General features: G+C 67.5%; 16 protein-coding genes and 1 pseudogene. 4 read left to right on the forward strand and 13 right to left on the reverse strand.

Annotated features, from left to right (window positions below; all coding sequences use genetic code 11):
* Positions 1-206: 206 nt before the first annotated feature.
* A pseudogene (locus V3391_RS17825) lies at positions 207-746 on the forward strand (ATP-binding cassette domain-containing protein); the annotation flags it as partial.
* 594 nt (positions 747-1,340) lie between these two features.
* Positions 1,341-1,865, forward strand: a complete 525-nt coding sequence (locus tag V3391_RS17830) for an ATP-binding cassette domain-containing protein (protein WP_425497245.1) — start codon at positions 1,341-1,343, stop codon at positions 1,863-1,865.
* A gap of 146 nt (positions 1,866-2,011) precedes the next feature.
* On the opposite strand, the gene bamE is transcribed toward V3391_RS17830, so the two are convergent.
* Positions 2,012-2,608: an outer membrane protein assembly factor BamE domain-containing protein gene (gene bamE, locus V3391_RS08055; protein WP_332077924.1), complete on the reverse strand. Its 597-nt coding sequence runs from the start codon at positions 2,606-2,608 to the stop codon at positions 2,012-2,014.
* 160 nt (positions 2,609-2,768) lie between these two features.
* Here bamE and V3391_RS08060 point away from each other — a divergent pair, with 160 nt between their 5' ends.
* The gene (locus tag V3391_RS08060; RefSeq protein ID WP_332077925.1) at positions 2,769-2,984 is read left to right on the forward strand and encodes a YdcH family protein; all 216 of its coding nucleotides are present in this window, start codon (positions 2,769-2,771) and stop codon (positions 2,982-2,984) included.
* A gap of 92 nt (positions 2,985-3,076) precedes the next feature.
* On the opposite strand, the gene V3391_RS08065 is transcribed toward V3391_RS08060, so the two are convergent.
* From V3391_RS08065 to V3391_RS08105, 9 genes are all read right to left on the reverse strand, one after another.
* Positions 3,077-3,649: a hypothetical protein gene (locus V3391_RS08065; protein WP_332077926.1), complete on the reverse strand. Its 573-nt coding sequence runs from the start codon at positions 3,647-3,649 to the stop codon at positions 3,077-3,079.
* Positions 3,650-3,706: 57 nt separating this feature from the next.
* The gene (locus V3391_RS08070) at positions 3,707-4,075 is read right to left on the reverse strand and encodes a VOC family protein (protein ID WP_332077927.1); all 369 of its coding nucleotides are present in this window, start codon (positions 4,073-4,075) and stop codon (positions 3,707-3,709) included.
* A gap of 60 nt (positions 4,076-4,135) precedes the next feature.
* Complete coding sequence (locus V3391_RS08075; RefSeq protein ID WP_332077928.1) at positions 4,136-4,471, reverse strand: hypothetical protein; 336 nt, start codon at positions 4,469-4,471, stop codon at positions 4,136-4,138.
* Positions 4,472-4,528: 57 nt separating this feature from the next.
* Positions 4,529-4,909, reverse strand: a complete 381-nt coding sequence (locus V3391_RS08080) for a hypothetical protein (protein WP_332077929.1) — start codon at positions 4,907-4,909, stop codon at positions 4,529-4,531.
* Between the two features lie 67 nt (positions 4,910-4,976).
* Positions 4,977-5,273, reverse strand: a complete 297-nt coding sequence (locus V3391_RS08085) for a hypothetical protein (RefSeq protein WP_332077930.1) — start codon at positions 5,271-5,273, stop codon at positions 4,977-4,979.
* Between the two features lies 1 nt (position 5,274).
* Complete coding sequence (plsB, locus tag V3391_RS08090; protein WP_332077931.1) at positions 5,275-8,028, reverse strand: glycerol-3-phosphate 1-O-acyltransferase PlsB; 2,754 nt, start codon at positions 8,026-8,028, stop codon at positions 5,275-5,277.
* A gap of 43 nt (positions 8,029-8,071) precedes the next feature.
* Positions 8,072-9,007, reverse strand: coding sequence for a hypothetical protein (locus V3391_RS08095; protein ID WP_332077932.1), 936 nt, complete (start codon positions 9,005-9,007; stop codon positions 8,072-8,074).
* 68 nt (positions 9,008-9,075) lie between these two features.
* Entirely contained in the window at positions 9,076-9,753 is a 678-nt protein-coding gene (locus V3391_RS08100) for a hypothetical protein (protein ID WP_332077933.1), read from the reverse strand.
* 80 nt (positions 9,754-9,833) lie between these two features.
* On the reverse strand, positions 9,834-10,148 hold the full coding sequence (locus V3391_RS08105) for a hypothetical protein (RefSeq protein WP_332077934.1): 315 nt from the start codon (positions 10,146-10,148) through the stop codon (positions 9,834-9,836).
* A gap of 286 nt (positions 10,149-10,434) precedes the next feature.
* Here V3391_RS08105 and sctU point away from each other — a divergent pair, with 286 nt between their 5' ends.
* A complete protein-coding gene (gene sctU / locus V3391_RS08110; protein WP_332077935.1) occupies positions 10,435-11,637 on the forward strand; it encodes a type III secretion system export apparatus subunit SctU in 1,203 nt (400 codons plus the stop codon).
* 766 nt (positions 11,638-12,403) lie between these two features.
* Here sctU and sctT read toward each other — a convergent pair.
* From sctT to V3391_RS08125, 3 genes are read right to left on the reverse strand one after another with little or no spacing between them, the layout of a single operon-like run.
* The gene (gene sctT / locus V3391_RS08115; protein WP_332077936.1) at positions 12,404-13,189 is read right to left on the reverse strand and encodes a type III secretion system export apparatus subunit SctT; all 786 of its coding nucleotides are present in this window, start codon (positions 13,187-13,189) and stop codon (positions 12,404-12,406) included.
* Complete coding sequence (gene sctS, locus V3391_RS08120; protein ID WP_332077938.1) at positions 13,189-13,455, reverse strand: type III secretion system export apparatus subunit SctS; 267 nt, start codon at positions 13,453-13,455, stop codon at positions 13,189-13,191. The genes sctT and sctS overlap by 1 nt, the downstream gene beginning before the upstream one ends.
* A complete protein-coding gene (locus V3391_RS08125) occupies positions 13,452-14,456 on the reverse strand; it encodes an EscR/YscR/HrcR family type III secretion system export apparatus protein (protein WP_332077939.1) in 1,005 nt (334 codons plus the stop codon). Before V3391_RS08125 ends, sctS begins: the two co-directional genes overlap by 4 nt.
* Positions 14,457-14,458 lie beyond the last annotated feature (2 nt).

The raw sequence follows: 14,458 nt of genomic DNA on the forward strand, positions 1-14,458 counted from the left end.
GGGCATCCGTTCGCCTGCGCCGTCCGCACTGCGCGTTAATGCGGCGGTGCGGCGCGCGGTCGTAGACTGCACGCCGATCGCGTGGCCGCCCGTTGCGGCACGTGGCGTGCAACGAATTCTCCAGGAGCGCAATGACGTGAAGCACTGAGCCGACATCGAGCCCGACGACCCGACCGGGTCGCGTCCCCATGTCCGCGAGGTCTTCCATGTCCGTGCCCGTCTCCCCGACGCGTTCCGCGTCGCTGTCTGTCTCTCCTGCCGTCGTGGCCGCGCTGCGCGCCCGTGGCCTGTCCGCCGCGCGCGACGACGGCAGCCTGCTCTACGACGCTCTCTCGCTGGTGCTGCCCGACGGCCCCAGCGCGCTGGTCGGTGCCAACGGCACCGGCAAGTCCACGCTGCTCCGGCAGCTGGCCGCGGGCGCACGCGCCGGCACGGTCGAAGTGGCCGGCGGTCTGCAGCTGCTGACGCAGCATCCGGGTCCACTGCCGCCGCGCGTCGTCGATCTGCTGGGTCTGGGCGCGCGTTTCGATGCGCTGCATCGGCTGCTGGCGGGTCATGGCGACGCGGACGATGCAGCATGCGTCGACGACGACTGGTCGCTCGAAACGCGACTGGAGGATGCGTTCGCAGCGCTGGGCCTCTCCGGTCTCGCGCCGACAGCCGATCCGTCGCAGCTGTCGGGTGGGCAGTGCCAGCAGCTGCGTCTGCTCGCGGCCTCGTGGTGCCCTGCGCGCGTGCTGCTGCTCGACGAGCCCAGCACCTTCCTCGATGGCGACGCGTCCGCGTCCTGGTGCCGGCAGTTCCTGCAACGCGCAGGGGCCCTACTGATCGTGACCCACGATCCCGTGTGGCTGCGCGCGATGCCGCGGCTGGCGGAGTTGCGTGGCGACGGGCTGCAATGGATCGACGGCGGACTCGACGCGTGGCGCGCCGCGCGCGATGCCACGCGTCGTCAGGCCGAGGATGCACTCGCACAGGCACGGCGCGACCGCGCGCGGACGCAACGCGCGGTCGGACGCGAACGCCAGCGGCTCGACCAGCGCCAGGCCCGCGGGCAGCGGATGCGCGAGGACAGCAACCAGTCCCCGCTGCTGCTGGACCACGCCAAGGGCAATGCCGAACGCCATGCCGGACGCACGCGCGGTGCACTGGCGCAGCGTCTCGCCGATGGCGACGCCGCGGTGCGTGACGCGTTCGCCGCGACCGATGCGATGCCGCCACCCGAGTTCGTCGACGCCGAGGTCATGCTGCCGGTCGCGCGGCGGGTGTTGCGATTCGACGGCGCGCATCCCGTCGCCGCCGCGCCGGTGCAGGCGCTGACATGGGATGCGTTCGGCCCGGTGCGCATCGGACTCGAAGGGCGCAACGGCAGCGGCAAGACCACGCTGCTGCGCGCGCTGCGCGGCGAGACGAGGCTCGCCAGCGGCACCGTCGAGGCCTGCGTGCCGGTGCAGTCGCTCGACCAGACGCTCGCGACCCTGCCCGAGACGATGCCGGCGCTCGACTGGCTGGCCGCGCAGATGCAGGCCGATGCGATGGACGTGCCCGCAACGCGACTTGCGCTGCTCGGCCTGACCGGCGCGCGGGCGCGCCAACCGCTGGGCCGGTTGTCGGGCGGCGAACGCATGCGGGTCGCAATCGCGGCCGCCGCATGGGCGCAGCCGGCCGCGCCGTTGCTGCTGCTCGACGAACCCGCCAGCCATCTCGATCTCGACAGCGTGGATGCGCTGGTCGCGCTGCTGCGTGGCTGGCCCGGCGCACTCGTCGTGGTCAGTCACGATCCTGCCGTGCTCGATGCGCTGGCGCTGACCCACCGTTTGCACCTCGATGCAAACCGCCTCCATCTGCAACCCGTCGATCCCTGAGCGACAAGCTGCACCCGCAGGACGGGCAGAGCGCAGCGAAACCCATCAAGTGGCCTGGTACGTCGAGCGTCAGTCGCGTCACCTCAACGAAAACAGGCGCCTTCCGGCGCCTGTCTCGTTCCACGCTCAATCCGATGCGGCTTGTCTCAAGGCACCCACACCAGATTGCGCGTATTGGGATCGGTGGTGATCTCGCGCACGCGGCCGCTGCCGTCGAACTGCACCTGGAACTCGGCGAAGCTGCTCATCCAGTAACGCCACAGCTCCGCGTCCAGATCCGGGTTCTCGCTGCTGATCGGATAACCCAGCGACATCAGCACCTGTTCGCGGGTCATGCCGGGGGTGATCTTCGCGCGCTTGATCGCGTCCTGGACCTTGGCCGGATACGTGGCGATCTTCGCCGCCGGATCCTCGGTCACCACGTAGCGCTTCGCGAAGTCGGGCAGGGCGATGTCACGGCTGTAGTCGTTGCCGATCGACTGGCGTGCGCCGTCGATGCGTACATTGACGCGGTGACGGCCATAGCCGGTCACGCTGGTCGGCGTGCCGACCGGGATCACGCGCTTGCCGTTCTCGGCGTAGTTGCTGTCGCTGATCCAGCTGCCGTCGCTGCGCAGGTTGCAGCACAGGTAGCCGTCGTACTTCTCCTGTGCGGAGAGCTGGGCGGTGGCCGCCAGCGCGGCGAGGGCGAGCAGGGGCGCAGCGAGGCGCGCGGATGCGCGACGGTTCGATCGGAGGGACATCCTGGTTCCTTGGCGAAGCGGCCGGGGCTGCCGCAGGTGGGCACCACGCGGCACGCGCCGGCGTCGCGCCGGCCCCCTGCACGGCGCACCGCATTGTCTCAGCGGCGCCGCACGCCGCCAAGACGCCGGACCGGCACGGTGTTGCGATAAGCTGCACCGCATGTCGACCGACACGCCCGACATCGACCCGAGCCGGAGCGCGCTGCTGTTGCGGCTGCGCACCGAGCATCGCGATCTCGACCGCACCATCGCCGAACTCCAGGCCACCCCGGCGCCCGAAGCGCTGGCGATGCAGCGCATGAAGAAACGCAAGCTGCAGCTCAAGGACTGCATCGCCCGGCTGGAGTCGGACATGATTCCGGACGAGCCGGCCTGAGGCGGAACGCCGGCATCTGCGGACAGAGAGCAGGTGCCGGTTGCGCTATCTCGAGGCAGCGGCGACATCGGTCCAGACACGTGCGCGTGCGCTCAGTCCCGCGTCTCCGGCGGCACTGGATCCGGATAGACATCGAGTGGGCGAAGCAGTGCTTCACGTGGAAAGTCGACCGGCACTGCACCGCCGTCGACGATGCGCCTGACGATATCGACCGCAGGCGATCGCCTGGTGGCCTCGTGGTAGAAGTCGAGCGAGAGATCCAGGATCGCCTGTTCCGTTCCCCATAGCGCCAGAAGCGGTCCCTCTTGCGACGTCGCTGCCAGATAGATCTGGCCGACGCTCATGCGTGTCGAACCGCAGTCGCGAAAGCTGTAGGTGATCATCTTGAAAGCGTCCGCATTGCCCTTGAGGGCATCGAGCACCTTGATATGGCCGACTGCATGATGGGTGCGCGCGGCGCCTCCCAATGACCTCTCGACTTCGAACGCACTCGTCAGCTGGAACACGAAGACCGTCGGCGCGGTCGCCACGATCTCCCGGAAGACTGCCTTGGGCGGATCCGCGCATGCCACCGCACGGGTGGCCGGCAGGCACGCGAGCAGCAGGAGCAGGACACCAGCGAAATGCGAGCGGCTGATACGAGAAGCAGCGGAGCGCTTCAACATCGGCGGCAACCTTCAAGGCGGACGGGCGGACGGGCGGACGGGTCGAGAGGACGCGGGTCAGTCAGGAATGACATGCCCGATCCGCCAGAGCACACCGGTCGGATCGATCAGTGTGAAGTCCCGGATTCCCCAAGGCCGATCGTCCGGCGGACTCAGACGAACCGAGAATTTCGTGACCACACCTGACGCCTCGACATTGCGGTGCCAGTCGTCTGCATTCAAGACGAGCATGTGCATGACGAAGTTGTGCGCGTGTTCCGGGTTGTAGAACTGCGACAGCAGGAATGATGTCGCGCCGAAACGGACGTATGCGAGATCGTGCGATTCCAACGTCGTCTCGAAGCCAAGCGCCTCGTAGAACGCCATGGATTCGGCGAGTTCGCGCGCTGGCACGAACGCCTTGATTTCGATCGTTTCCAGATTCATGTGTCTCGCCTCCGGGATTGCGTTGATCCAGCCATGGGCCGGCGTTGGCTCGCGCAGGTTTCAGGGATCACCGTAGCCGGTCACCGAGAGCGGGCCGGGAAGTCCGGACGCCTCGTAGCCGATGATTTCCAGGCCCGCGATCGCATCGCCTTGTGACCAGACGATCACGGCAACGGAGGCGCCATCGATGGAGGCAGGCGCCTCGGCAAGCAAGTGGCCGACGGTGGCGTCACCATCGGGACCAAACCAGATGGTGGCGCAGCCACATCTGCAGGTAGCGGTCACGCTCAGCGCGGGAATGGACGCGATCAGCGCGGGGCCGGGCGGCACTTTGGCGCCGACGGCCAGAACGCGCGCGACGAGTTTCGCTTCTTGATGGGAGATCGGGCGCGACATGTGGTCTGTTCGATGCACCTTCGGGCCGAGCGTGCGAAGTGGGTCGGAGACACCCGGTCAGAAATCGTCCTGCGTACCGGCACTGCGTCCGAAGAGGGTGCCTGCTGCAGTGCCGATCAGCAATGCGCAAATGAGGACCAGCCACTCCAACACGGCGAAGGGGTGCTCGACAGGATCGAGGATGACGCGAAACACCTGCGACACCACGACGGCGGCAAACACCTGAAGCATCAGCGCGGCCCAGGCGTGGACAAAAGGCCTGGATGTCTGCTTCGCGGACAGGTGGGCAAAAATTCCGCTGCACACAACCAGGGAGGCAAGACTGCTGGCCAGAGCGGTGTTCCAATCGGCTGGCAGGCAGTATCCCTCGAAGAACCCGAGCAGGAGCTGGGCGGCAAACAACAACGCTGCATATGTAGCGATGCGTTTCCAGTTCACGACGTGCGCCTCGACTGCCAGTTCCCCGGATCAGATCGAAGCGGGATTCGACTGTACTTGACCGGTTTCAGCTTGCTTGGCCCTTGCGACTGACGGGCAGCGTGTATGTAAAGCGCATCGGCCCGGGATGCGCATCGCGGGCAGCGATGAAGCTGGCCGCACGGGAGGCAAAGATCATTGCCTGCGTCAGCATTGCCCAGGACATGCCGACGATCTCGACGGTATTGCCGGTCATACAGCCTGCGTCCGCAACGGCGACCCGGCGCGCCGCGAAGACCGGGATGGCCCCCCCAGCCCGTTCGCTGGAATGAGGTTGCGGGACATCGGTCGCGCCGTCGGCGCGCCGCGCGGACGAAGCGGCCACGTCACTCGGCGACGGCGACTGCTGCTTCCGCAGGCTTCACCGCCTCCGGACTCACCTTCTCGATCGAGTGCCGCAGTTCGCGGCCGAGGATGACCTTCGCGTCCTTGGCCCAGTTGGCGAGGCGGTCGTCGAAGACGAGTTTGCTGTTGCCGTCGAGTTTGACGAGGCCGAGTTCGCGGAGCTTCTGGATGAAGCCGCGGAACAGGGACTTGTCGAAGAACTCCGGTGCGGCCGGGGCGTAGAGCAGCGACAGGCGCTGGGCGGCGAGCTGGCACAGGCTTTCGAGCTCGCCGGCGCCGAGCGTGCCCGGCCCGTTCTTGGCGAGCACGGAAATCGCGATGTAGTAGCGCTCGAACGCCTGCTGCAGCGGGTGGCTCAGCGCGCGCAGGCGGAAGACTTCGTCGGTCTGGCCGGCGTTGCGGGCATAGATGCCGTCGTCCTCGTCGCTGACGCGCTCGAGCAGCGCTTCGCGCTCGAAGGTCTCCAGCGTCAGGGCGATGCGCTCGGCGAACGTGTCCTCGTCCCACGGCAGATACAGCTCGGCCTGCAGGAACGGATACATCGTGCGGCCCAGGCGCAGCAGCGTGTGCCGGCTCATGCGCCGGTTGTGCAGGAAGCAGCACGCGATCCAGGCCGAGGCGGTGAACAGGTGCAGTACGTTGTTGCGGAAGTAGGTCAGCAGCACCGACTTCTCGTCGTCGACGCGGAACACGTCGCCCAGCGGATGCGCGACGCGTTCGAGCACGTTGATCTCTTCGCCGTGCGCGACGATTTCCTGCGGCGTGTGCGGCGTCACCGTGACGCGGTCCGAATACGGCACGTCGACCAGCAACTGCTTGGACAGCGCGATCTGCGCGAGCAGATCCGCTTCGCCCATCGCGTGCTTCGGCGTCGACAGCAGCGCCAGCGCCAGCAGGTTGATCGGATTGACGTCGGCGGCGCGGTTGATGTTGACGTTGATCTTCTGCGCGATGACGTCGACCGTGCGCGACAGCCACTCGGGACGCTCGCTGTCGGCGACCGCGTTGCCGTCCCAGCCGGTCGCGTGTTCGGCGAGCACATCGGCCAGCGCGATCGGCTCGCCGAAGTTCACCACCACCTGGCCGTAGTTGGAGCGGAGCACCTGCGGAATGCTCCACAGCAGCTGCCAGATCGATTCCTTCTTCTTGCTCTTGCCCGACAGCTCGTCGAGATAGCTGCTGCCTTCCATCAGCTTCTCGTAGCCGACGTAGATCGGCTGGAACAGCACCGGCCGGCTGGGCTGGCGCAGGAACGCGCGCAGCGTCATCGACACCATGCCGCCCTTGGGCGCGAGCAGGCGCCCGGTGCGCGAACGGCCGCCTTCGACGAAGTACTCGATCGAATAGCCGCCGGCGACGAGCTGGGCGACGTACTCGGCCAGCACGGTCGAATACAGCGCGTTGCCGCGAATCGAGCGGCGGATGAAGAACGCGCCACCCTTGCGCAGGATCGTGCCGATGACCGGCAGGTTGAGGTTGATGCCGGCCACGATGTGCGGCGGCACGATGCCGCGGTTGTAGAGCAGATAGCTCAACAACAGGTAATCCATGTGGCTGCGGTGGCTGGGCACGTAGACGATTTCGTGTCCGGGCGCGGCGGCCTTGAGCGTGTCGATGTGGTGCACCAGCACGCCACGGAAGATGCGGTTCCACACCGTGGTCAGCAGGTAGCTCGCCGAGCGCACGACGGGGTGCGAGTAGTCGGCGGCGATCTCGTAGGCGTAGGCGTGGGCCTTCTTCCACGCGTCCTCGGGCTTGCTGTTGTCGCGGCGCGCCTGGTCGGCGATCGCGTCCTTGACCGCGGGCGAGGCGAGCACCTTGTCGACCAGCAGGCGGCGGGTCGAGAGGTCGGGGCCGATGATCGCTTCGCGCACGCGGTTGAAGTGGGTGCGCAGTACGCGCGAGAGCTTGCGCACCGTGCGCTCGGCGTCGAGACCTTCGGCGAGCAGCGGGCGCACGTCGACAGGCTCGGCGAAGCGCACCAGGGTGTCGCGGCCGTTGAGCAGGATCGCCAGCAGGCGCCGGAAGCGACCGACGATGGTCCAGTTCTCGGAGAACAGCACCGCGAACCAGCCGTTGTTCTTGTCCGGCGAGCGGCCGACGAAGATCGAGACCGGCACCACCTGCACGTCGAGCGCCGGGTCGCGGCGATGCGCCTCGAGCAGGCGCGCCAGCGATTCGGAATGCGTCGCCTTGGATTGCGGCTGCCCGGTGGCCATCGCCAAGGCGCCGCCGGCATTGCGCCGCGACAGCGCGACATAGGCGCGCTTGCGGCCGAGCGGATCGCCGGGCAGGGGTTGCAGCGGCGAGGGCAGGCCGGCCTCGCGACATGCGCGTTCGAGGATCAGCGCATTCGACAGGCCGTAGTCCTCGAGCACGTAGCAGACCGGGCGATGGTCGACGAGCGTCTCGGGCGTCTGCGGCTCCACCTTCAGGCCGATCCACGGACCCATCAGCCAGCCCAGCAGGCCGGCCCACCACGGACGGCGCACCGCGCGGCGCGGCGCGGCCAGCGGCACCGGCAATGTGCTCGGCGCGACGGGCGCGGTTACCGGGGCGTCGTCGGCAGAGGCCGCGTCACGTGCGGGCGCCGCGGCATCGTCCGCAGGCGCGACATCCGGCGCAGGCCCGGAGGCCGCGGGCGGAGACACGGCGTCGGCCGGGCGGTGGTCGGTGCGCCCGGTGGCGTCGCCGTCCGGGAACTCGAGGGTCGGTTGATCAGGCATCGTCGGCATTATGCCCAAGCGGCCCGTCCGGGCCGCACCTGCGGCGCCCCACTCAGGGTTCCGCCGGCGCAGCGGCGGGCGCGGCTGCCGCAGGCGCCGCCGCGGCCGCGCGGGCATGGGCCAGGAAGTCGCTGACGTACCAGCGGCCGTCATGGCGTTCGACGGCGATCACCGCGTCGACCGGGCGACCGGCCAGCTGATACCGCATGCGCACGCGCGCGGCTTCGCCGGTCTGGCTCTCGAGCGTGGCCTCCACGCTGTCGAAGGTCTGGTCCAGATCCAGTCCATAGGCGGCCAGCCGCAGCTTGCCGGCGGTGAACAGCGGCGACAGCCCGGTCAGCCCGGCCTGCATGCCTGCGGCGCCGAGCGCGGCATCGCTGGCGATACCGCCGGCCCGCGCAGCGGCGACCAGCGCCGAGATCGTCTCCTGCGCGCGCACGCGGTCGGCCAGTGGCGCGGCGCCGGCCCAGTCGCTGGCCGCGGCGATCAGCTGGGTGTAATGCGCGCGTTCGTCCTCGCTGAAATCGCCGCCCTGCTCCAGATACTGGATGGCGAACCCGCCCAGTCCGACCGCAGCCGAACGCATCTCGCGCTCGGCGCCGGCGAACTGCCGGTTGAAGGTCTGCAGCAGCACGCGTTCGGCCTGCGGCGCGCTCAACGCTGCAAGGACCGACGGCAACTGCGCCGACAGTGGCAGTTCGTCGAGCGGCCAGCGGGTGCGCCCGGCGCGCCAGGCGGCGTCGAGTTCGGGCCGCAGTTCGGGCGTGGCCGCATCCCGCGCGAAGGCCGCCAGATCGCCGGCACGCAGATGCGCCGTGAGCAGCGTCACCGCTTCCACCGGCGTCGCCCCACCGACGGCCGGCGCGGCCTCGGCCGTCTCGTCGCGCTGGCAGGCCGCCAGCCACAGCACCAGCGGCAGCAGCACCGTGACGGCACCTGCGCGGCGGCGTCGACGACGCGCGTCGGGCGTGCGGGCGGAGAGGGACATGCAATGGATTCCTGCGAAGCCGGACACCCCATCTTGCAAGCCGGTCGATGACCGGACAAGCGCGACCGTTACAGGTCGCGCAGCACCCAGCCGTGCGGCGTGTCGGTGGCGCGGGCATCGAGCGCGGCCTGGGCGATCTCGTCCGGGCTGCGGCCGGCCTTCCAGGCGGTCGCGATCGCCGCCAGCCGCTCGCGGGTCGCGCGGGTGTAAGCGCCTTCGAGCTCGTTCTGCGCGTCGACGGCCAGCTTCTGCGGATACAGCGTGCGGGCGTCTTCCGACTGGTTCAGCAGCGCGATCATCCGCGACAGGCTGGTGTGGAAGGTCTCGGCCGACAGCGCGGTGCGCTGGGTGCGCTGCAGGTGCCAGACGGTGAGGTATTCGACCGGGCCGAGCATGCGGCGCGGGGTCCCGCCGAAGAATTGGCCGGAGAAATCGCTGGCGGAGACCGGCGCGGCGCTGTCGGGCAGGCGGGTCGCGCCCCAGGAACTCAGCGCACCGCCGGGCAGATCCATACGCCGCAGCGCGGTGCCGATCGTGTCGGCGAGCAGACGCTGCGCGCGGGTGTCGTCGCTTTCCGCCACCACGCCCAGCAGACGCAGGAACACCGGATACCGGTCCTCGCCGAGCCGCCGCACCAGCCGCTTGAGCACGGTCAGGCGGTACTCGGGATCGGCATGCGCCGCCAGCGCCGACACCATGCGATCGGCGGCGACGCGCAGCGACTGCGCGGAGGGAACGGCATTCATGGACGGAGCACCAGCGTCAGGCACGGAAGTCGAGGCGCCCGGACTTTAACCCAGCCGCTGGCCGGGCCTGCGCAGGAAACTCAGACGAGTGCGTCGAGAATCGCGTCGGCGCCCTGGTCGGCCGCCTGCGACAGATCGATCGCCGACAGGCGCGCTTCGAACGCTAGGTCGCCGGGCAACTGACGGTTGCCGGCAGCAACGCCATCCCAGGCGGCGACGTTGAGCACATCTTCGCCCGGGTCAGCCTGCGGGCCGCGCGGGGCATCCGCATAGCCACCATCGGCCGGTGCGAGATCGGCACCCGGCTGCTGGCGCAGATCGTCGAACGCGACATGCCCACCCAGCCGGTCGAGGCTGGCGGCATTGAAGCTGACGTCGGAAGGCATGCTGCTCATCGGAACGGAGGCCTGAAAACCCTTGGGGGACTGGACCGCTTCTGCGGCGATGGCGGGACTGTAACGCTGGTGCCATGGAACGGCTATCTCGGGCTGTCCCTAGGGTGTCGGCCAACCCGCATGGGCCGGGCCCCGCGGCTGAATCCCGGTTGGACAGCGCCGCGCGCGACCACGTCGTCTTCACCCGCGCGTCCCGGTTTCCAGCTCGAACGGATGCGTCACCCGTGCATGCTAGCCTCCGCTCGAACCGCGCGAACCCGCGCGCATTCGATCGATCGGAGTGCGGATGGCCGAAGAGAACGAGGGCGCCGACAAAACCGAAAAACCGACCAGCAAGAAGCTCAAGGACGCGCGCAAGGACGCCAACGTCGCCAAGAGCCGGGAGCTGACCAGCACCGTGCTCATCATGGGCTGGCTGGCCGGTGGCTGGATGCTGATGGGGTACATGTTCCGGCGGATCAGCGGGCTGTTCGATCAGAGCCTGAACGTCATGAACCAGCCGTTCGACATCGCGCTTCGGACGATCGGTCCGCTTGCGGCGCAGACCCTGCTGGCGGTCACGCTGCCGCTGCTGCTGCTCGCGGTGCTGCTGGCCCTGGTCGTCGAGTTCCTGCAGGTCGGCCCGGTCCTGTCGATGAAGAAAGTGACGCCGGACCTGTCGAAGATGAATCCGGTCAGCGGCGTCAAGAAGATGTTCTCGATGGACAACCTCGTCGAGCTCATCAAAAGCGTTCTCAAGAGCGCGGCGCTGCTGACCATCGGCGGCTTTGTGCTGTGGGGCATGTTGCCGAACCTGCTGCAGCTGCCGTTCGCACAACCCGCCGCGATCGGCAGCGCCATCTGGCACGCCCTCAAGTGGATCGGCATCTGGACGATCTTCGTGTTCTTCTTCGTGTCCGCGGTCGACGCCTCGTACCAGAAGTACTCGTACATGAAGAAGCTGCGCATGAGCCGCCGCGACATCAAGCAGGAGGTCAAGGAGAACGAAGGCGACCCCTACGTGAAGCAGCGCCGCAAGCAGTTGCACCAGGAATGGTCGCAACAGAACATGCTCAATGCCGTCCGAGGATCGAATGTCATCGTGACCAACCCCACCCACATCGCCGTCGCCCTGCAGTACGAACAGGGCGACGATCTGCCGCTGGTCGTCGCCAAGGGCGAAGGCCACGTCGCCGAAGAGATCAAGCGCGTCGCCGAGGAAGCCGGTGTGCCGATCCTCGAGAACGTGCCGCTGGCCCGCGGACTCAATGCGCGCGTCGAGATCGACGACTACATCAGCGACGATTTCTTCGAAGCCGTCGCGCAGGTGCTGTACTGGGCCGAGGGCGTGCGCATGGGCGAGCATCGTCCCGAGCCGCCGGAATTCAATCCGCCGCCGGACATGCGCGAGGAGATCGGGCTGGCCGAACCCGAGGCGTTGCCGCCGCCGCTGGCGGATGATCCGTCGGTCGTGGAGCGGCTCGAGGATCCGCGGGATCCAATGCGATAGGGATGGGTTGCGGCGCCGAGGCGCCGCTTCTTTTTGCTGGTTCTTTTCGAGCGCGCCAAGCGCGCTCGCTTTTGCCTGCCTTGCTTCGCTTTTGCCTCTGCTTCTGCTCGTGCTTTTGACTTCAATCGAGCCGTAAAGCGAGCCGAGCATCGCAGGGCGACGGGGTCGAAGAGCAGCCCATGTCTGAGCGCAGCGAGCTTGGGCTGCGTGCCCCGTTGCCCGAGAAGCGCAGGGGACCGCCGCGGCTGTATCGCGGCGGATCGCGTCCGGCGAAGACGGTTTTGCTTACTTTTGCCAAGACAAAAGTAAGTCGCGCGACAGCGCGGAAGCCCTGTACTTGATCTTCGCCTTCCGAGCACTTCGTCTGACGGCGCATCGAAATCCAGCGCCAAGGCTGAGAAGCGAAAAGCAATTGCAGGGCTTTCGCCCGCTGCGCGTGCGAGTCCCTTTTGGATGGACCCAAAAGGAACCAAAAGGTCCCTTCGCCGAACGCGAGCCGACGCGATGAAGCCGCGTCGGTGCCCTGTGCTCCTCGTCTGACGCGGCACGCAGCCCAAACTCGCTGCGCTCAGACACGGGCTGCTCTTCGGCCACGTCAGCCTCCGGTGCTCGGCTCGCTTTACGGCTCGATTCAAGTCAAAAGCTGAAAGCAGAAGCAGAAGCAGAAGCAGAAGCAGAAGCGAAGCTAAAGTCCAGAGCCTAGCTAAACGTCGGAGCCGGCGCCCGATGCGGGAGCGCGCGCTGAAGCGCTGAAGCGCTGCAGCGCCTAAGTCGCACTGAACGCGTGCTTGAGCGCCTCGATCAAGCCACTGTTGTCGACCAGCCGCGTCATCACGATTTCCACGAACACCCCGATCATCAACAGGATGATCGCCGTCGCCAGCCACGCCTTGATCGGCATCGTCAGTGCGAAGACGTTGAGCTGCGGGGCGTAGCGGTTGACCAGGCCGAAGGACAGGTCGATGACGAGCAGGATCACCATGGCCGGCGCGGCGATCAGCAGCATCGCGGTCATCAGATAGCCGAACTGCCCGACGAACAACGCCATCCCGCTCATTCGAAGGTCGGGAAAGAAACTCAGCACCGGCCAGACCGTGTAACTCGTCATCAACAGATCGAGGAACACGAGAAATGCGCCGCTGGCCATGAACAGCCAGGTCGAGAACTGCGACAGGAACTCGCCGTGCAGCGAGGTCTGGTGGCCCTGGATCGGGTCGAAGATCTGCGCCATCGACATGCCGACCTGGGTGTCGATGATCACGCCGGCGGAACTGATCGCCCAGAAGACGATGCCGTAGCAGAAGCCGATCGAGATCCCGATGAAGGTTTCCTTGAGCACGATCAACGACCAGTGCGAGGTGCCGGCCGCTTCGATCAAAGGCGCGCCGGCGAGCGCGATCGGAATCGCAACGATCGCTAGGCTCACCATGAAGCTGTTGCGCACCATCGCCGGCACCGTCTCGGTGGTCAGCAACGGCAGCATCAGGAATGCGCCGGCGATGCGCGGCAGCGTCAGCGCGAGGGCCAGCATCGGATTCGAGCCGAAGTCCATCAGCGTCGGACGAGGCCGGGGAAATCGATGAAGATGCGGTCGGCGAACACGTACAGCGTGCCGCCCATCAGAGAGGCGGTGATGAACAGCGTGATCACCACCGCCAGGAATTTCAGCGCGTAGGGAAACGTCTGTTCCTGCAGCTGGGTCGCCGCCTGCAGGAACGCGACGACGAGGCCGATCAGCGCGGCCGCGGCGACCGGCGGGCCGGACAGCAGCAGCACCAGCCACAGCGCTTCCTTGGTGAACTCCAGCACGTCGCTCATGTGGTGACTCCATACGTGAGCACCAGGCCGTGCACGAGCTTCGCCCAGCCGTCGATCAGCACGAACAGCAGCAGCTTGAACGGCAGCGAGACCGTCGTCGGCGACAGCATCATCATGCCGAGCGCCAGCAGGATGTTGGCGACCACCAGGTCGATGATCAGAAACGGCAGGAAGATCAGGAAGCCGATCTGGAACGCGGCGGTGAGCTCGCTGACGGTGAAGGCCGGCACGATGACGATGAAGTCGTCGGGCGTCAGGCCGTCGCGACGCTCGGGCGGCAGCATGCGCTGCACGCTGCGCAGGAAGAACGCGCGTTCGGAATCGCTGGAGTGCTGGATCAGGAACGTGCGCAGCGGCTCCTTGCCCGCATCGATCATCGTCAGCATGCGGTTGGTGTCGAAGCTGCCGCCCGCCGCCGCAGGCGCACCGCCGCCCGTAGTGGCCGTGCCGCCGGTGACTTCTTCGGCCAGACCCCTGGGCTGTTCGGCAGCGTCTTCTTCGCGCGGATCATTGCTTGAACCGCCACGCACCGCGGCGAACATCGGATCGACACCTTCGGGCGTGCCCTGTGCCTGCGCTTCGGCGGCGAGCGCGTCGGCCGCGGCCGGGCTCGTCGGCCCAGGCGTCTGCGCTTCGGCAGGCGCCGGTGTCGCCGCAGGACGCACATCGATCGGACGACCCTCACGCACCGCCTGCTGCTGCGCACGTGCGTCGATCTGGCGTTGCACCGACGCCGGTGGCGGGCGCCCTTCCAGGCGCGCCTGCACCGCTTCGTTGACGTCCAGGATCACCGGATACATCACATAGATCGACAGCACGATCGCCAGGCCGTTGATGACCACGTTCGGCGGCACCTGCTGCAGGCCGAGTGCGTTGCGCAGCAGGCTCAGCACCACGACGATCTTGGTGAACGAGGTGACCATGACCGCCACGAACGGGGCCAGCGCGAGGCTGACCACCGTCACCAGGACGAGGGCGGGCGAGAACGTGCTGAAATCCATGC

Source organism: Luteimonas flava (assembly GCF_036584485.1).
Taxonomy (GTDB): Bacteria; Pseudomonadota; Gammaproteobacteria; order Xanthomonadales; family Xanthomonadaceae; genus Luteimonas; species Luteimonas flava.